The sequence below is a fragment of the Klenkia soli genome (assembly GCF_900103975.1).
Classification (GTDB): Bacteria; Actinomycetota; Actinomycetes; order Mycobacteriales; family Geodermatophilaceae; genus Klenkia; species Klenkia soli.
This window is the reverse complement of sequence record NZ_FNIR01000002.1, coordinates 331,746-348,480: the sequence shown is the minus strand read 5'-3', so window position 1 is coordinate 348,480 and position 16,735 is coordinate 331,746. Positions and strand designations below refer to the sequence as shown.

Here is a 16,735-nt window from a genome sequence, read left to right as displayed (position 1 = left end):
CGGACCGGGCGGGTCTCAGCGGGGCTCGACCCCGTGGCCGGCCACGTGCGGGAGTCCGGCCGCGACCCAGGCGTGGAACCCGCCGACCACGTCGGTGGCGGTGGCCAGCCCGATCGAGCGCAGCGCGTCGGCGGCCAGGCTGGAGGTGTACCCCTCGGAGCAGAGCACCAGGACGTCGACGTCGTACCCGGTCGCCTCGGGCAACCGGGCGTCGCTGGTCGGGTCGAAGCGCCACTCGAGCACGTTGCGCTCGACCACGAGCGCCCCGGCCACCCAGCCCTCGCGGTACCGCTGCGCGGCCGGGCGGATGTCGACCAGCAGCCCGCCGGCGGCGATCCGCGCGGCGGCCTCGAGCGGGGTCACCCGCTCGATCCGGGACCGGGCCGAGGCCAGGAGGTCGTCGATGGACAGCGCACCGGCCGGGCGCACCGGCACGGGCCGCCGGGTGACGACCGGCGCGACGACGGCGGCGGGCGCGGGGAGGACGGCGGTCACCAGTCCACCCCGGCGCGCTCGGTGCCGATGCGGACCAGACCGCTGTCGTCGATGCGGTAGGTGTTCATGAGCGACAGCCGGGGCGCGTAGACGTGCACGCTCACCGCCGGGTCGTGCAGCGTGTTGACCACCTGGTGCACGTAGTGCGGTCCGAAGAAGCGCACCCGCCCGGCCGCGAGGTCCGCGGTGCTCTGGTGCGGCGTGCTGCCGGTGCCGCGGGAGACCACCCGCTCGGTCAGCGTGCCCCGGGCGACGGCGAAGGCGCCGGCGGAGCTGCCGTGGTCGTGCAGCGGGGTGCCCTGCCCCGGCAGCCAGGACAGCAACCAGATCTGGGCGTCGTGCAGCTCGGCGTGCAAGGACGGGTCCAGCGCCGGCGCGAGCTCGGCCGGGTCGAGCAGGGAGGTCCACCGCGACTCCTCGCGGTACTCGACCCGGTCGGCCCACAGGTCGGTCCGGATGGCGAGGGCGACGGCCAGGGCGGCCGCCCCGGCCGGGGCTGTGGAGGCGGCGGCGTCGGTGCGGGCAGGGGCGAGCGGGGACAGCGCAGTGCTGGTCACGGAGGGGTCCTCGGGGGTGCGGGCGCGCGGACGCAGGAGGTCGCGCGACGGGGTGACGGGTGTCGGGGCCTGGGGTCGGTCAGCAGGCCGGACAGAGCGCGCTGGCGACACGCAGCAGGTCCACGGCGGACCTCCGGTGCAGCTCGAGCGAGTACGTCACGCCGCAGAGGCAACCACACGGAGGATGCCGGTGCAACCAACCACACCGACTTGGTGCACTTTCTCGTCGGACCACCAGGAACCGGTTGTGCACCACTCAGTCCCGGAAACCGCGGTTCCCGGGATCAGGCCTCGCTCAGCGGGCGAGGGCGGGGTCGGTGACGTGCTCGGCGGGGACGACGAGCAGCCGCTGGAACGCCGCCACCACCAGGCCGGCCAGGGCCGCCGCCGCCGTGGCGACCAGGAACGCCCGGTTGGCCCCGGCGACGTCGACCACCTTGCCCGACACCGAGGCGCCCAGCGCGACCCCGATGGCCAGGGCGGTGCCGATCCAGGTGAAGGCCTCGGTGACCACCGCCCGCGGCACCAGCACCTCGGCCAGGGTGAACGCGCTGATCAACGAGGGCGAGACGGCCAGCCCGGCGAGGACGACGAACGGGATCATCACCCAGAGGTCGCCCACCAGCGCCAGCGGCAGGCTGAGCAGCACGAACACGGGGAGGACGGCGAGCAGGCGGTGCCGGACCGGCGCGCGGAAGTGCACCGTGCCCCAGCCGATGCCCGAGACCATCGAGCCGATGGCCAGCGCGGCGATCAGCAGCCCCGACCAGGACTTGCTGCCCACCTCGTCGGCGAAGGCGACCAGCGCGATCTCCAGGGTGCCCAGGATCGTGCCGACGGCGAGGCCGACGACGAACAGCACCCGCAGGCCCGCCGTGCGCATGGCCGAGGGGCCCTGACGGCTCTCGTGCCCGTGCGCCGGTGGCTCGGTGCGCGCCTGGGCCGCGAAGGCGAGGCTGCCCACGACGGCGAGGCTGAACGCGGTGACCACCCCGGAGGTGGTGTGCCCCGTGGTGGACAGGAAGGTGACCAGCACCGGGCCGACGATGAACACGAACTCGTCGACCACCGACTCCATGGCCAGCGCGGTGGGCAGCCGTGGCGTGCCGCGCAGCAGGTGGGTCCAGCGCACCCGGATCATCGAGCCCACCGGGGGGATGCAGGCCCCGGCCAGCGCCCCGGTGGCGAACACGACCCACAGCGGCCAGCCCTCGCGCACCGAGAACAGGAAGCCGAAGCCGGCGAGCACGAAGACGACCAGCAGCGGCAGCAGCACGCGTCGCTGGCCCAGCGTGTCGGCCAGCCGGCCCAGGACCGGCCCGCTGATCGCCGTGGCGACCGCGCCGGCCGCGGCCACCCCGCCGCCGAGGGCGTAGGAACCGGTGTAGTCCTGCACGAGCAGCACGCTGCCCAGCCCGATCATCGACAGCGGCAGCCGACCGATGAACGCCGCCGACACCATCGGCAGCGCGTGCGGCGTGCGCAGCACGTGCAGGTACGGGTTGGGCACGGGTGGCGGGCCTCCGGCGGCGGTGGGGGTCGAGGACGACCCGTGCGACGGTACCGAGAGGTCAGGAGGAGGGCCGGTCCAGCGGGGGGCGCTGGTAGGGCGTGGCGGCCGGGTAGGCGTTCGTGCTGGGCCCGGACGGCGACCGCCAGGCCTCGGGCTCGGACCGCGGCAGGGCGGTGTACCCGTCGTCGTCCCGGTCGTCGTCGCCGGCATCGCGCACCCTCCGGCGGCCGCCGGGCAGCAGGCCGACGACGACCAGCGCCGAGCCCAGGAGCAGGGCCAGGCCGAGCTGGAGCACGACCGGGAGCCCGGCCTGCAGCTGGTCCACACCCGTGCGCACGTCGGTGTAGTAGGAAGGGCGCACCCAGGCCGCGATGCCGGCCGCCAGCAGCAGCAACCCGCCGCCCAGCGGGGCGAGCGGGGACATGCGGCGCAGGACGACCAGCAGGCCGAACAGCACGCCGGCCGCGCACACCAGCACGAACCCGGTGGTGCTCACCCGGCCCTCGCGCCCGGCGACCTCACCCAGGCCGAACACGAGGACGACCGAGGCCACCGCGACCAGCACGACGCCCAGGACGAAACCGAACAGGTGCCTCATGCGCACAAATTAGCCGTACCGCAGCCCCTCGTCGACGCTGACGAGGGGCCGCGGCGCGGCGCCCTACGCCAGGCGGCTCTCGAGGATCGACAGCTCGTCCCACATCGTCGTGGGCAGCTTGTCGCCGAACTTCTCGAACCACTCGGTGATCTGCGGGATCTCCTCGCGCCACTCGTCGGACTTGACCGCGAGCGCGGCCTCGACCTGCTCGCGGCTCATGTCCAGGCCCTCGACGTCGAGGGAGTCGGGGGTGGGCACGTGGCCCACCGGGGTCTCGACGGCCGCCGCGGTGCCCTCGAGCCGCTCGACGACCCACTTGAGCACCCGGGAGTTCTCGCCGAAGCCGGGCCACAGGAAGCCGCCCTCGTCGTCCCGGCGGAACCAGTTGACGTAGAAGATCGACGGCAGCTTGGCCGCGTCGGCGGACTTGCCGGTCTCGACCCAGTGGCTGAAGTAGTCGGCGGCGTTGTAGCCGATGAACGGCAGCATCGCGAACGGGTCGCGGCGGACGACGCCGACGGCGCCGGTGGCCGCGGCCGTCGTCTCCGAGGACAGCGTGGCGCCCATGAACACGCCGTGGTTCCAGTCCCGCGCCTGGCTGACCAGCGGGATCGTGGTCTTGCGGCGCCCGCCGAAGAGGATCGCCGAGATCGGCACGCCCTTCGGGTCGTCGTACTCCGGCGCGAGGATCGGGCACTGGGTGATCGGGGTGCAGAACCGGCTGTTGGGGTGGCTGCTGGGGTCGTCGGACCCCGGCGTCCAGTCGCGGCCCTTCCAGTCGGTCAGGTGGGCCGGCGGCTCGTCGGTCATGCCCTCCCACCAGACGTCGCCGTCGTCGGTGAGCGCGACGTTGGTGAACACCGAGTTGCCCTGGTCGATGGCCCGCATGGCGTTGGGGTTGGTGTCCCAGCCGGTGCCCGGGGCGACGCCGAACAGGCCGTACTCCGGGTTGAGGGCGTAGAGCCGGCCGTCCTCGCCGAACCGCATCCAGGCGATGTCGTCGCCGAGGGTCTCGACCTTCCAGCCCGGGATGGTGGGCTCGAGCATCGCCAGGTTCGTCTTGCCGCAGGCGCTCGGGAACGCCGCCGCGATGTAGTGGACCTTGCCCTCGGGGTTGGTCAGCTTGAGGATCAGCATGTGCTCGGCGAGCCAGCCCTCGTCGCGGGCCATCGCCGAGGCGATGCGCAGCGAGTAGCACTTCTTGCCCAGCAGCGCGTTGCCGCCGTAGCCCGAGCCGTAGGACCAGATCATCCGCTCCTCGGGGAACTGGACGATGTACTTGGTCTCGCTGCACGGCCACGGCACGTCGGCCTGGCCCTCGGCCAGCGGGGCGCCGAGGGAGTGCATCGCCGGCACGAACGGGCGGTCCTCGCCCATGGCGGTCAGCGCGGCGGTGCCGATGCGGGCCATGACCCGCATGGAGACCACGACGTACTCGGAGTCGGTGAGCTCGACCCCGAACATCGGCGCCTCGGCCTCGATCGGGCCCATGCAGAACGGGATGACGTACATCGTGCGACCGCGCATGCACCCGCGGTACAGCTCGGTCATGACGGCCTTCATCTCGGCCGGTTCCATCCAGTTGTTGGTGGGACCGGCGTCGGCCTCGTCGACCGAGCAGATGTAGGTGCGGTCCTCGACCCGGGCGACGTCGCTGGGGTCGGACTGGGCCAGGAAGGAGTTGGGCTTGGCGGCCAGCCGGGTGAAGGTGCCGGCCTCGACCAGCTGCTCGGTGAGCCTGGTGTACTCCTCGTCGCTGCCGTCCACCCACACCACGCGGTCCGGGGTGGTCAGCTCCGCCATCTCGGCCACCCAGGCCAGCAGCCGGGTGTGGGTGGTGGGGGCGTTCTCCAGACCGGGGGTGGCCACGGACGTCACAGGGCGTCTCCATCCTCTGTTCCCGCGGACGCGGAGTTCGCGCCGGCGGTGGTGCTCGGACCCGCTGGGCGGGTGCGATCTGGAGAGGCTAGCGCCGCGCGGGGCAGTCCGACAGGCGAGACGTACATGACGTCTACCACGTGACCAGACGTCCAGGACGTCTGGTCACCATCAGTCGCCCCGGCCCGCCAGGGCGGTCAGCGCGGCGGCCACCTCGGCCGGGGCCTCCAGCGCGGTGAGGTGACCCGACCCGGGGACGACGACGGTGGTCGCGTCGGGGCGCAGCGCCTGCAGGGCCGGGAGCCGGTCGGCCGGCGGGGTCGGCGCGTCGAGCTCGCCGAACAGCAGCAGGACCGGCGCCGGGAGGTCCCGCACCGCGGCGGAGGTGTCCGGGCGGGCGGCGAGGGCCCGGCACACCCAGGCGACGTCCCCCGGGTCCTGCGCGCGGATCATCGCCTCGACCCGGCCGGCCAGCTCGGGGCCGGCGTGCGGACCCAGCCCCTCGGCCACCGAGTCCAGCACCGCCTCGATCCCGTGCTGCTCCAGGTCGTCGGCGACGGCCAGCCGGTCGGCCGGCACGTCCGGCGGGCCGACCTGCGTGGTGGTGTCGCACAGCGCGAGCGCGGCCACCCGCCCGGGCGACCGCCCGGCCAGCATCGCCGCCACGTACCCCCCGGTGGAGAGCCCGGCGACGACCGCGCGGTCGGCACCGAGGTGGTCGAGGAGGGCAAGCACCCCGTCGACGGCCAGCTCCAGCGACGGGGCGCCGGCGACCGGCGAGCCGAGGCCCGGCAGGTCGACGGCGACCGGCCGCAGCGGGTGCGGCAGCAGGGCGGCGACGTCGTCCCACAGGTGGTGGTCCAGCGGGAAGGCCGGCAGCAGGACGACGACCGGGCCGGTGCGGTCGGGGAAGGGGTCGGCGTGGTTCAGCACCGCCCTCCCCTACCCGGCGGTCAGAAGCGGAAGCGGCCGATCTCGTAGGGGTAGCGGACGACGACGTCGCCCATGGACACCTTGCCCCGCACCACGACGTGCAGCTGACCGGGCCGCGGGCCACCGGGCACCTTGCTCGTGACGCTGCCCAGACCGGCCGAGACGCCGTCGACGTCGGCGGTGGCGCCGTCGGGGAGGATCAGCTTCGCGTCGCCGGCGCCGAGCTTGATCCGCACCTCGACCACCTGCTGGGGCAGCACCGCCCGGGTGAAGTCCAGCACCGCGTCGCCCATCGTGCTCTGCACCTCGAGCACCGGCGGCACCTGCCAGGCCCCGGTGCGCTTGAGGTCGCCCACGGTGGACCGGAGCACCACCGGCGCCGGGCCGGCCGGCGGCGCGGGCTGCCAGGCGGTGGGGGACGCCGGCGGGGCGACCGCGAGGCCCGAGGGCGCGGGGTGCTCGGGCGGGAGGTCGGCCAGCGGGGGTTCGAGGTCGGCGGCGTACAGCGCGGCGTAGACCTGCGCCAGCCGCTCGTCGAGCTCGGCGAAGGTGATCCGGCCCTCGGCCATCGCCGTGTGCAGGCGTTGCGCGGCGTGCTCGCGGTCGGCGTCGGAGATGCGGTACCGGCGCGGCTCCTCCATGCCGGCGACCCTAGGTCACACGGTGCAGCTGTCGCCCTCGCAGCCGGCGGCCGGCGGGACGGTGGTCAGCGGGTGGCTGTCGACCCAGGCCCGCTCGAGCAGCTGCAGCAGGACGTCGGGGTCCTGGGCGCCGGCGGCGCCGTAGGTGCGGTCGACGACGAAGAACGGCACGCCGGTGGCACCCAGCGCACGGGCGGTGGCGATGTCCTCCTGCACGGCGGGCAGGAAGCGGCGGTCGGTCAGCGCGGCCCGGACCTCGTCGGCGTCCAGGCCCACCTCGACGCCCAGCGCCACCAGCGACTCGAGGTCGAACACCGACGTCGACTGCTCGAAGTGGGCGTGCAGCAGCCGCTCCTTCATCGCGCCCTGCAGCCCGTGCTCGGCGGCCAGGTGGATGAGCTGGTGGGCGAGCAGGGTGTTGCCGCTGACGCCGTTCGCCAGGTCGTAGTGCAGGCCCTCGCGCAGGGCGAGGGCGTCCAGGGAGGTCATCTGCTCCCGCATCTGCTCCTCGCTGCGGCCGTACTTGCGGGCCAGCGCGGGCAGCGTCGGGTGCACGTCGCCCTCGGCGACGGACGGGTCGAGCTGGAAGCTGCGCCAGGTCACCACGACCTCGTCGGCGTGCTCGAACCGGGACAGCGCGGTCTCCAACCGGCGCTTGCCGATGTAGCACCACGGGCAGACGACGTCGGACCAGATCTCGATCTCCACGGGCCCGGGAACGTCCCCGTGCGGGGATCTGTTCCGGGCCCGGATCACCGGGCCCCGGTAGTCTCGGCGGTACAGATCGTCCCGGACGGTGTCCAAGACCGGGCACCCAGGGGACCCGCCACGACGGCGGTGAACGGCCCGCAGGAGTGCTCCCCGATGCGGTCAGACGACCAGGCGGCGGACGGCGACCGCAGATCACCGCGCGCGGCCGACGCACTGGCGGGCCTCCTCGTCGCCGACGAGTCCATGCGCTCGGTGCTGCTCCGGGTCGCCGAGGTGGCGGTGCAGACCCTCGCCGACAGCAGCGAGGCGTCGGTCACCCTCGTCGAGCGCGGGCGGCCGACCTCGGCGTCGTGGACCGGCCTGCTGGCCTTCGAGCTCGACGAGGCCCAGTTCGGCCTGGACCACGGCCCGGGCCTCGAGGCCGCGGTGTCCGGCCGGGCCCTGGTGGTGGGCGACATGCGCACCGAGAAGCGGTGGCCCGGGTTCGCCGACCTCGCGGTCCGGCAGGGCGCGCTCAGCTCGCTGTCCACCCCGATCCCGATCCAGCACGGACTGCGGGCCGCCCTGAACCTGTACTCCCCCGAGCCCGACGCCTACGGCGAGCAGCAGCAGGCCCTGGTGCGCGACCTGGCCGGCGTCGCCGCCGTCGCCATCGGCAACATGCACAGCTACGACCAGGTGCAGCGGACGGCGGCGAAGCTGCAGGAGGCGATGGCCTCCCGGGCGACCATCGAGCAGGCCAAGGGCATCCTCATGGCCCGCCACCGCATCGACGCCGAGGAGGCCTTCCAGGTGCTGTCGGCCCGCTCCCAGCACGCCAACCGCAAGGTGCGCGACCTGGCCGCCGACATCGTCGCCGAGTTCGACGGCGGCGGTCCGCCGGTCACCGGCTGACCGGGGATTGCCCGGTGGCTCCCGGCGGGGCCAGACTGCCGGTCGTGCTGGACCACCTGGGCATCCCCTGCGCCGACCCCGAGGCCGCCGCGGCCTTCTACACCACGGCGTTCGCGCCGCTCGGGTTCCGGGAGGCGATGCGGTACGACACCCCGGCCGGGCCGGTGATCGGCCTGGCCGGGGCCGACGGCTTCCCGCACTTCTGGCTCGCGCCGCACGACGGGAGCACCGTCGGCGAGGTGCACGTGGCGTTCACCGCCCCCGACCGGGCCGCGGTGGACGCCGTGCACGCCGCCGCCACCGCGGCCGGGTACGAGGTGCTGCACGCACCCCGGGTGTTCCCGGAGTACCACCCCGGCTACTACGGCACGTTCCTGCGCGACCCCGACGGCAACAACGCCGAGGCCGTGCACCACACGTCCGGCTAGGGCCGAGCCGGGGTGGGACCGGTCAGCGGACGCCGACCAGGTCGACGACGAACACCAGGGTGGCACCGGGCTTGATGACGCCGCCGGCGCCGCGGTCGCCGTAGGCCTTGTGCGCGGGGATGGTGAGCCGGCGGCGACCGCCGACCTTCATGCCGGCGATGCCCTCGTCCCAGCCGGCGATGACCTGGCCGACCCCGAGGCGGAACTGCAACGGGTCGCCGCGGTCCCAGGAGGCGTCGAACTGCTCGCCGGTGTCGTGGGTGACCCCGACGTAGTGGGCGACGACGGTGCTGCCGGCGGTGGCCTCGGGGCCGTCGCCGACGGTGATCTCCTCGACGACCAGGTCGGCGGGGGCCGGACCGGTCGGGGGCTCGACGTCGGGGCGGGTCAGCTCGGCCACGGGGGCCTCCTCGGTGCGGTGGCCGGGCGGGTCCCGGCGCTCGCGCCCAGCCAACCAGACCGGTCAGCCGAGCGCGGGCTCGCGGTCGAGCACGACCACCTGCGCGACGACGGCGGTCACCGCGGCGCGGAGGTCGTCGGCGGCACCGGGGTCGCCGGCCAGCCGACGCAGCAGGGCCTGCTGGAAGAGCCCGTCGAACAGCGCGTACATGACCCCGGGGGTCACCTGCAGCCGCGCACCGGCCAGCTCGGCGAACCGCGACACCACCCGCCAGACCATGCGCTCGAGGCTGGCGTCGATGGCCGCGACGTCGGCGCGGAAGGACTCCTCGAACATCGACTGGTTGCGCAGGTCGTACCAGAGGCGGTGCATGTGCGCCTCGTCGACCAGCGTCTGCGCCAGCTTGTCCAGGAAGCCCTGGCGCAGCTCGTCGGGGGTGGCGGCGGTGGCCACCACCTGGTCGTAGCGCGTCACGCAGACGGCCTTGTACTCGCGCACGCAGTGCGTGATCAGATCGACCTTGTCCTGGAAGTAGTAGTGCAGGACGCCGTGGCTGAACTCGGAGTTCTGCGCGATCTCGCGCAGGCTCGTGCGGGCGTAGCCCAGCTCGGCCAGCGTCCTCAGCGTCGCCGCGGCCAGCTCGGCCCGCCGCGCCGCGAACTTGTCCACCCGCTCGGGCACCCGGCCCTCCTCCCCTGGTCCGCCGACGAGGGTAGCCGCCCGGTCGTCTTCTTGACGATCGTCCAAGAAAGTCTTGACAGTCGTCAAGAAACCTGGCGAGCATGGCCCGCGTCACACGACGACCGCCGGCCAGCGTGGGCCGGCGGCGGCGGTGGCGCGACGACCCGGAGGTTGGTCGATGTCCGTGTTCGACCTGGCAGGACGCAAGGCGCTGGTCACGGGAGGGGCGCGGGGCCTGGGGCAGGGCATGGCCGAGGCCCTGGCCCGCAACGGTGCCTCGGTGGTGGTGGCCGACCTCCTCGACGTCGAGGGCGCCGCCGTCGCCGAGCAGCTGGCGAAGGAGGGGGTGACCGCCGGGTTCGTGCACCTGGACGTCACCGACGAGGCCAGCTGGGAGGCCGGCATCGCGGAGGCCGCCGAGCTCCTCGGCGGCCTGGACGTGCTGGTCAACAACGCCGGCGTCGAGATCTCGGCGCTGATCAGCGAGTTCCGCCCCGAGGACCTCCGCACGATGCTCGAGGTCAACGTGCTGGGCACCGCGCTGGGCATCAAGCACGGGCTGCGCGCCATGCGCCCGGGCGGCGTCGCCGGGGCCGGCGGCTCGATCGTGAACATCTCCTCGGTCGCGGCCACCATCGCCTTCCCGGGCATCTCCGGGTACTCGGCGACAAAGTCCGCCGTCGACCGGCTCACCCGGGTGGCGGCCGCCGAGGCCGGCAAGCTCGGCTACGGCGTGCGGGTCAACTGCGTCTACCCCGGCCTGGTGCCCACGACGATGGGCAACCAGCTCGCCGTGGACATGGCCGAGCTCGGGCTGTTCCCCTCGGTCGAGGAGGCCGTCGGCACCGTCGTCGCCCTGACGCCGTCCGGCCGGCTCGGCGAGGTGGCCGACATGGCCGACGCCGTGGTCTTCCTGGCCTCCGACGCCGCCCGCTTCATCACCGGCGCCGGCCTGCCGGTGGACGGGGGGATGGGCTCGTGACCGACAAGCCGGTCGTCGTCTACGGCGCCTCCGGGTACACCGGCCGCCTGGTCTGCGAGTACCTCCGCGAGCTGGGTGTGCCCTTCGTGGCCGCCGGCCGCGACGCCGCCCGCGTGCGCGAGGTGGTCGAGAGGATCCCCGGCATCGAGACCGCGCAGTACGAGGTGGTCGAGGTCGAGCACACCGTCGAGGCGCTCACCGAGCTGTTCACCGGCGCCCAGGTCGTCTGCAACATGGTCGGCCCGTTCATCAACCTCGGCCCCGAGGTGGTCGAGGCGTGCCTGGCCACCGGGGCGCACTACCTGGACACCACCGGTGAGCAGGACTGGGTGCTCGAGTGCCAGCGACGGTGGGGCGCGCAGTTCGCCGACGCCGGGCTGCTGCTCTCACCCGGCATCGCGCAGATGTACACGACCGGCGAGATCGCCATCAACATCGCGCTGGAGACCCCGGGCCTGGACACCCTCGACGTCCTGGTGCTGTGGAAGGGCTTCCCGACCACCGCCTCCACCGAGACGATCTTCACCATCCTCAAGGCGGACTGGTTCCACCTCCAGGAGAACCAGTACGTGCAGTTCGAGCCCACCACGACGTTCGACGTCGTCGTGCCCGGCAGCCACGAGCTGGCCCTCGCCGTGCCGTGGGGCGGCACCTCCCACCCGGTCTGGTTCAAGGACGACCCGCGGGTGTCCACCGTCAAGGTCGCCGGCGGCGTGATGAACAAGCCGGTCATGCAGGCCGTCGTGGCCACCACCGCGATGGTCGAGACCGACATCAAGACCCTGCCGCGCGACCAGTGGGACGAGAAGCTGGCCGAGATCGCGAAGCAGTGGAGCGCCGGGATGCCGCCGCGCGAGAACCCGCGGCTGAACACCTCCATCGACTCGGTGCACGCCTCGGGTCCGCTGGGGCGCAAGCACGTCGTCATCCACGGCAACAGCAACTACAAGCAGACCGGGCTCATGCAGGCCTGGGCCGCGATGTCGCTGCTGCAGCAGAAGCCGCTGCGGGCGGGGTTCGCCTCGGGTTGCCAGGCCTTCGGGCACCGGCAGCTGCTGGGGGTGCTGCGCCAGTTCGGCCTGGTGCTCGAGCCCGTCGTCACCGAGCACCGCTGACGTGGCGCTGACCTCCTGGTTGGACAAGGGCGCGTCGCTGGGCCGCGACGCCCCCTGCCTGACCGCCGGGGACACCACCTGGAGCTACGGACAGGTCCAGGAGGTCAGCTGGCAGGTCGCCCGGGCGCTGGTGCGCTCGGGCGTCCTGCCCGGCCAGTCGGTCGCCGTCCTCTCGGCCAACGACCCGGTCGCCTTCGCCTGCGTGTTCGGCATCGCCCGGGCCGGCGCGGTGTGGGCCCCGGTCAACCCGCGCAACCAGGCCGCCGAGAACCAGGAGCTGCTGGAGCTCTTCGGCTGCACCGCACTGCTGTACCAGGCGGCGTTCGCCCCGCTGGTCGAGCAGATCCGCCACCGGCTGCCCGCGCTGACCACCCTGGTCTGCCTGGACGCCCCCGACGTCGACGTCCCCTCGCTGGCGCAGTGGCTGGCCGGCGTCCCCGCCGAGCCGGTCGAGGTCGACCCGGCCGACGACGTCGTCATGGTGGTGGGCACCGGCGGGACGACGGGCCGCCCCAAGGGGGTGCTGCTGACCGACCGGTCGATCGGGACGATGTCGGCGACCACGCTGATGAGCTACCCGTTCGCGGGCCGGCCGGTGTACCTGGCGCTCGCGCCGCTCACCCACGCCGCCGGGGTGCTCTGCTTCCCGGTCATGGCGCTGGGCGGCCACGTCGTCGTCCTGCCGAAGCCCTCGCTCGACGACTTCCTGGACGCCGTCCCGCGGCACCGGGTCACGCACACGTTCCTGCCGCCGACGCTGGTCTACATGCTGCTGGACCACCCGCGGCTGGACGCGACGGACCTCTCGTCGCTGCAGTGCTTCTGGTACGGCGCCGCCCCGATGTCGGTGGCCCGGTTGACCGACGCGCTGGCGCGGATCGGGCCGATGGCGCAGCTGTTCGGCCAGTCCGAGGCACCCATGATGATCTCGACGATGTCCCCCGCCGACCACCGCCGGCCCGACGGCAGCATCGCCGTCGAGCGGCTGGGCTCCGCGGGGCGGCCGTCGCCGCTGGTCACCGTGGCGGTCATGGCCGAGGACGGCGCCCTGCTGCCGGCCGGCGAGCGGGGCGAGATCGTGGTCCGCAGCCCGCTGGTCATGGCCGGCTACCTGGGCGACCCGGCCGCCACGGCCGCGGCCTCGGCGCACGGCTGGCACCACACCGGCGACATCGGCTACCTCGACGACGAGAACTGGTTGTACGTCGTGGACCGGGCGAAGGACATGATCATCACCGGCGGGTTCAACGTGTACTCGGCCGAGGTGGAGAACGCCCTGACCGCCCACCCGGACGTCGCCGACTGCGCGGTGGTCGGGGTGCCCGACGAGAAGTGGGGCGAGCGGGTGGTCGCCGTGGTCCAGCCCCGGCCCGGTGCGGAGGTGGACACCGCCGCGGTGATCGCCTTCGTCAAGGACCGGATCGGCAGCGTGAAGGCGCCCAAGGAGCTGCACGTGTGGCCCGACCTGCCCCGGTCGACGGTGGGCAAGGTGCTCAAGACCGACGTCCGGGCGCAGGTGCTCGGGCCCTCGTGACCGCCGCCCGGGCCGTGCCGACCCCCGGCCCGGGCGGCTCATCGGCCCGCGGGTCGTCGTGGGGCAGCGGCGACCCGCGGGCGCGCGGCCCGTGAACCCTGCGTTACGTCTCGCGCGGCCCCCTTGCCCGGGGCCGCCCGCCGGGTTCTGATCGGTTCAGAGCCGCGGCAGCTGCCGTGCGGCCACCCTCCGGGGGACCTCCGATGACCACCACCCTGACCGAGCTCGACCGCGAGGCCCGCATGGGCGCACCCGGCACGCTCACCACCGATCGCGAGATCCGGCGGATCTCGCTGGCCGACTTCGGCGCCCGCCGGGCCGAGATCACCGCGCAGCTGTGGGCGGCAGCCACCGACATCGGCTTCTTCCAGGTGGTCGACCACGGCATCTCCCCCGCCGAGGTCGACGCCGCCTTCGCCGCCTCGCAGGCCTTCTTCGCCCTGCCGGCCGAGGTCAAGGCCCAGTACCCGCTGAAGAAGGGGCTCAACAGCGGCTACGAGTTCAAGTCGCAGGTCCGGCCCTCCGTCGGGACGGCGGACCAGAAGGAGTCCTTCCAGCTCACCCGGCCGCACATGGCCGGGCTGTGGCCGGCCGAGGACGAGGTGGCGGGTTTCCGCGAGACGGTGCTGTCCTTCGAGGCGCACTGCCGCGAGGTGGCCATGGCGGTGCTGTCCTGCTTCGCCGACGTGCTGGGGTTCCCGCGCGACTTCTTCGCCTCGGTGCACGACCCGGCCGACCCGCAGTACCAGTCCACGCTGCGCCTGATCCACTACATGGCGTTCCCGCCCGAGATGCTCGACGTCCCCGGCACCTGGCGGGCCGGGGCGCACACCGACTTCGACTGCCTCATGCTGCTCTTCCAGCGCGAGGGCCAGGCGGGGCTGCAGGTGCTGCCCGGCGCGGAGGCGGCGACCCCCTCGGCCGAGGGCTACGCCTGGACCCCGGTGCCGGCCACCGACGACGCCATCACCTGCAACGTCGGCGACATGCTCATGCGCTGGAGCGACGACCGGCTGCCCTCGAACTTCCACCGGGTCGCCGCCCCGGCCCGCGGCGAGTCGCTGGACCCCCGGTACTCCATCGCCTTCTTCGCCGAGGCGGACAAGGACGCCGTCATCCAGCCGCCGGGCGGGAGCCACGAGCCGATCACCGCCGGGGAGTTCCTGCTGCAGCGCATCCGGGCCAACTTCCGGGCCTGAGCACGCCACCGGCCCGGCCCCACGAGGGGGGCCGGGCCGGTGGTCGGGCGCCGAGACCGGCTGCGCTCAGGCGCCGAGTCCTGCGCGGCTCAGGCGCCAAGTCCTGCGCGGTCCACCTTGCGGTGGAAGCGCATGCCGGCCAGGCCGCCGAGGACCGAGCCGACCAGCGCCACGGCGGCGACGAGCAGGGCCACCAGGACGGCGGTCGTGGTCAGGTCGCCCTCGTTGACGGGCAGCCGCGGGAAGGCGTTGAGCTGGCCCAGGACGTCGTACTGGTCACCGGCGACGGCGGCGAGCACGGCCACCACGACGGCGACGACGACGGCGACGCCCCAGACCGCGATGCCCTGGCGCATGCCGTGGAAGCGAGCCATGCGGCCGGCCACGTAGCCACCGCTGCAGTAGGACAGGAAGAGGATCACCAGCAGCGCGATGCCGCCGGTCCAGCCGACCGTCGAGGGGTCGGTGGACGCCTGGTCCGCCGCCTCGGACAGCGAGGTGTCGGTGGCCAGGCCGACGGCCGTGCCGGCGGCGGCCACGAGGGCGACGAGCAGGACGGACATGCCGGTCGCGGTCAGCCAGCCGAAGAAGGCGGAGCCGATCTTGACGCCACCGGCGCTGGCCTTCTCGGCGGCGACGACGTCGTGGCGGTTCGGGGTGACGACAGCGGGCTCGGAGGCGTGGGCACGCGCGGGGCGGGCGTCGGGGTCGATGGACACGGGGTCTCCTCGGGAGTTCCCCGCGTCGAGCGGGGGCAGGGTCAGGGGGGAGGTGGGGCGGTGGAGCGGTCGGGTCGGGGGACGCAGCTGCGTCCCCCGACCCCGGAGGTCACTTGAAGACGTCCTTGACCTTCTCGCCGGCCTGCTTGGTGTTGCCGGCGGCCTGGTCGCGCTGACCCTCGGCCTGCAGCTCCTCGTTGCCGGTGGCCTTGCCGATGGCCTCCTTGGCGTCGCCGACGAGCTCCTCGGCCTTGTTCTTGATCTTGTCGATGCCGCTCATGTGTCGAGCTCCTGTCTGTCGGGCACCGGGGTCGGTGCCGCTTCGCGGGGTCGCCCGGCGACATGTCGCCCGGCATCCGGTCCGCCACAACCGTTCCTACGGTGTAAGGCGGCCCGGACCATCCCTCATTACGCCGTAAGCGGCCCCGTCAAACATCCGATCTCCCCGACCACCCGGTCGGGCGGCCGACGTGCCGGGGCCGGCACGCGGTGCCAAGCTCGACCGACCCGTTCCCACGACCGGCAGGAGGACCGTGACACCGCCCACCCCAGGACCCCACGACGACGCCGAGCGGGACGTCGCAGCGGTCGTCCAGCAGGACGTCGGGGCCGTCGTCGAGGGCGGGGTCGAACCCCCCGACCACCCCGACGACCCCGACCTGCCCGAGAACCGCGGACTGCGGGCCGCCCAGGACGCCGTCGGTCCGCCCGACCTCGGCACGCGGGTACCGCTGGACCGCGCCCGGATCATCGAGGGCGCCATCGAGTACGTCGACGCCCACGGGCTGCCCATGCTGACCATGCGCCGGTTGGGGGCCGCGCTGGGTGTCGAGGCGATGAGCCTCTACCGCTACGTGCCCGGTCGCGACGACCTCCTCGACGGCGTGGTCGACACCGTGGTCGACGAGCTGTTCGCCGACCCCGACGTCCACTTCGAGCCCCGTCACGGGTGGCAGGACTACCTGCAACGCCTGGCGCACGGGGTGCGGCGGATCGCGCTGGCGCACCCGGCGCTGTTCCCGCTGGTCGCCACCCGGCCCCCGGCGGCGCCGTGGGTGCGCCCGCCGCTGCGCAGCCTGAAGTGGGTGGAGTCCCTGCTGCGGGCCCTGCACACCAACGGGTTCACCAGCGTGCAGGCCGTGGTCGCCTACCGGGCCTACACCAGCTTCCTGCTCGGCCACCTGCTGCTCGAGGTCGCCCAGCGCGGGGTGGCGATCAACGCCATCGACGACCCCGACGGCTCGCCCTCGGGTGACCCGCTGGACCTCGTGGAGTTCCCGCTGATCGTCGAGCTGCAGCCACTGCTGTCGCTGGACGAGACCCTCACGGAGTTCGAGGAGTCGCTGGAGAGCCTGCTGGACCGGCTGCAGACCATGCTGGACACCGGGTCCCACCACCTGCCGCCCACCGGGTTCGAGGAGCACGCGGTCGACCTGCCGCAGACCGGCATCTGAGGC

Annotated in this window: 19 protein-coding genes; 7 read left to right on the top strand and 12 right to left on the bottom strand. The window is 73.6% G+C overall.

What is annotated here, in order from left to right:
• Nucleotides 1–15: 15 nt before the first annotated feature.
• The 8 genes from BLS67_RS04570 to BLS67_RS04535 form a co-directional block, all read right to left on the bottom strand.
• Complete coding sequence (locus BLS67_RS04570) at nucleotides 16–495, bottom strand: rhodanese-like domain-containing protein (RefSeq protein ID WP_242653826.1); 480 nt, start codon at nucleotides 493–495, stop codon at nucleotides 16–18.
• Complete coding sequence (locus tag BLS67_RS04565; RefSeq protein ID WP_207500266.1) at nucleotides 492–1,052, bottom strand: cysteine dioxygenase; 561 nt, start codon at nucleotides 1,050–1,052, stop codon at nucleotides 492–494. Before BLS67_RS04565 ends, BLS67_RS04570 begins: the two co-directional genes overlap by 4 nt.
• 295 nt (nucleotides 1,053–1,347) lie before the next feature.
• The gene (locus tag BLS67_RS04560) at nucleotides 1,348–2,562 is read right to left on the bottom strand and encodes an MFS transporter (RefSeq protein ID WP_091240422.1); all 1,215 of its coding nucleotides are present in this window, start codon (nucleotides 2,560–2,562) and stop codon (nucleotides 1,348–1,350) included.
• A 61-nt stretch (nucleotides 2,563–2,623) separates the two neighbouring features.
• Nucleotides 2,624–3,163: a hypothetical protein gene (locus tag BLS67_RS04555; protein WP_091240419.1), complete on the bottom strand. Its 540-nt coding sequence runs from the start codon at nucleotides 3,161–3,163 to the stop codon at nucleotides 2,624–2,626.
• Between the two features lie 63 nt (nucleotides 3,164–3,226).
• A complete protein-coding gene (locus BLS67_RS04550) occupies nucleotides 3,227–5,041 on the bottom strand; it encodes a phosphoenolpyruvate carboxykinase (GTP) (protein WP_091240416.1) in 1,815 nt (604 codons plus the stop codon).
• Between the two features lie 171 nt (nucleotides 5,042–5,212).
• Entirely contained in the window at nucleotides 5,213–5,974 is a 762-nt protein-coding gene (locus BLS67_RS04545; protein WP_091240412.1) for an alpha/beta fold hydrolase, read from the bottom strand.
• A 20-nt stretch (nucleotides 5,975–5,994) separates the two neighbouring features.
• Nucleotides 5,995–6,615, bottom strand: a complete 621-nt coding sequence (locus tag BLS67_RS04540; RefSeq protein WP_091240409.1) for a DUF1707 SHOCT-like domain-containing protein — start codon at nucleotides 6,613–6,615, stop codon at nucleotides 5,995–5,997.
• 15 nt (nucleotides 6,616–6,630) lie between these two features.
• Nucleotides 6,631–7,323, bottom strand: a complete 693-nt coding sequence (locus BLS67_RS04535; protein ID WP_091240406.1) for a DsbA family oxidoreductase — start codon at nucleotides 7,321–7,323, stop codon at nucleotides 6,631–6,633.
• 156 nt (nucleotides 7,324–7,479) lie between these two features.
• On the opposite strand from BLS67_RS04535, the gene BLS67_RS04530 reads away from it, so the two are divergent.
• Together BLS67_RS04530 and BLS67_RS04525 are read left to right on the top strand one after the other, a co-directional pair.
• Entirely contained in the window at nucleotides 7,480–8,220 is a 741-nt protein-coding gene (locus tag BLS67_RS04530) for a GAF and ANTAR domain-containing protein (protein ID WP_091240403.1), read from the top strand.
• A gap of 44 nt (nucleotides 8,221–8,264) precedes the next feature.
• Nucleotides 8,265–8,648, top strand: a complete 384-nt coding sequence (locus BLS67_RS04525; protein ID WP_091240726.1) for a VOC family protein — start codon at nucleotides 8,265–8,267, stop codon at nucleotides 8,646–8,648.
• Between the two features lie 22 nt (nucleotides 8,649–8,670).
• Here BLS67_RS04525 and BLS67_RS04520 read toward each other — a convergent pair whose 3' ends face one another.
• Together BLS67_RS04520 and BLS67_RS04515 are read right to left on the bottom strand one after the other, a co-directional pair.
• Nucleotides 8,671–9,048, bottom strand: a complete 378-nt coding sequence (locus BLS67_RS04520; protein WP_091240401.1) for an FKBP-type peptidyl-prolyl cis-trans isomerase — start codon at nucleotides 9,046–9,048, stop codon at nucleotides 8,671–8,673.
• Nucleotides 9,049–9,111: 63 nt separating this feature from the next.
• Nucleotides 9,112–9,729 (bottom strand): TetR/AcrR family transcriptional regulator, encoded by a 618-nt coding sequence (locus BLS67_RS04515; protein ID WP_091240398.1) that lies wholly within the window; start codon nucleotides 9,727–9,729, stop codon nucleotides 9,112–9,114.
• Between the two features lie 178 nt (nucleotides 9,730–9,907).
• Between BLS67_RS04515 and BLS67_RS04510 the strand changes: the two genes are divergently transcribed.
• The 4 genes from BLS67_RS04510 (at nucleotide 9,908) to BLS67_RS04495 (ending at nucleotide 14,559) form a co-directional block, all read left to right on the top strand.
• Nucleotides 9,908–10,711, top strand: a complete 804-nt coding sequence (locus tag BLS67_RS04510; protein ID WP_091240395.1) for an SDR family NAD(P)-dependent oxidoreductase — start codon at nucleotides 9,908–9,910, stop codon at nucleotides 10,709–10,711.
• Entirely contained in the window at nucleotides 10,708–11,826 is a 1,119-nt protein-coding gene (locus tag BLS67_RS04505) for a DUF5938 domain-containing protein (RefSeq protein WP_091240392.1), read from the top strand. Before BLS67_RS04510 ends, BLS67_RS04505 begins: the two co-directional genes overlap by 4 nt.
• Before the next feature lies 1 nt (nucleotide 11,827).
• Nucleotides 11,828–13,360 carry an AMP-binding protein gene (locus BLS67_RS04500; protein WP_091240387.1) on the top strand — a complete coding sequence of 511 codons (1,533 nt, stop codon included), beginning with the start codon at nucleotides 11,828–11,830 and terminating at the stop codon, nucleotides 13,358–13,360.
• 203 nt (nucleotides 13,361–13,563) lie between these two features.
• Nucleotides 13,564–14,559, top strand: coding sequence for an isopenicillin N synthase family dioxygenase (locus tag BLS67_RS04495; RefSeq protein ID WP_091240385.1), 996 nt, complete (start codon nucleotides 13,564–13,566; stop codon nucleotides 14,557–14,559).
• Between the two features lie 89 nt (nucleotides 14,560–14,648).
• On the opposite strand, the gene BLS67_RS04490 is transcribed toward BLS67_RS04495, so the two are convergent.
• Nucleotides 14,649–15,278: a hypothetical protein gene (locus BLS67_RS04490; protein WP_207500265.1), complete on the bottom strand. Its 630-nt coding sequence runs from the start codon at nucleotides 15,276–15,278 to the stop codon at nucleotides 14,649–14,651.
• 109 nt (nucleotides 15,279–15,387) lie between these two features.
• Nucleotides 15,388–15,558: a CsbD family protein gene (locus BLS67_RS04485; protein ID WP_091240382.1), complete on the bottom strand. Its 171-nt coding sequence runs from the start codon at nucleotides 15,556–15,558 to the stop codon at nucleotides 15,388–15,390.
• A 253-nt stretch (nucleotides 15,559–15,811) separates the two neighbouring features.
• Here BLS67_RS04485 and BLS67_RS04480 point away from each other — a divergent pair, with 253 nt between their 5' ends.
• Nucleotides 15,812–16,732 (top strand): TetR/AcrR family transcriptional regulator, encoded by a 921-nt coding sequence (locus tag BLS67_RS04480; protein WP_242653825.1) that lies wholly within the window; start codon nucleotides 15,812–15,814, stop codon nucleotides 16,730–16,732.
• Nucleotides 16,733–16,735: the final 3 nt, after the last annotated feature.

Bases quoted from the DNA above. Each gene is read 5' to 3' on its own strand.
- BLS67_RS04530 (WP_091240403.1), top strand. From the start codon at position 7,480: ATGCGGTCAGACGACCAGGCGGCGGACGGCGACCGCAGATCACCGCGC.
- BLS67_RS04555 (WP_091240419.1), bottom strand. From the start codon at position 3,163: ATGAGGCACCTGTTCGGTTTCGTCCTGGGCGTCGTGCTGGTCGCGGTG.
- BLS67_RS04510 (WP_091240395.1), top strand. From the start codon at position 9,908: ATGTCCGTGTTCGACCTGGCAGGACGCAAGGCGCTGGTCACGGGAGGG.
- BLS67_RS04485 (WP_091240382.1), bottom strand. From the start codon at position 15,558: ATGAGCGGCATCGACAAGATCAAGAACAAGGCCGAGGAGCTCGTCGGC.
- BLS67_RS04540 (WP_091240409.1), bottom strand. From the start codon at position 6,615: ATGGAGGAGCCGCGCCGGTACCGCATCTCCGACGCCGACCGCGAGCAC.
- BLS67_RS04495 (WP_091240385.1), top strand. From the start codon at position 13,564: ATGACCACCACCCTGACCGAGCTCGACCGCGAGGCCCGCATGGGCGCA.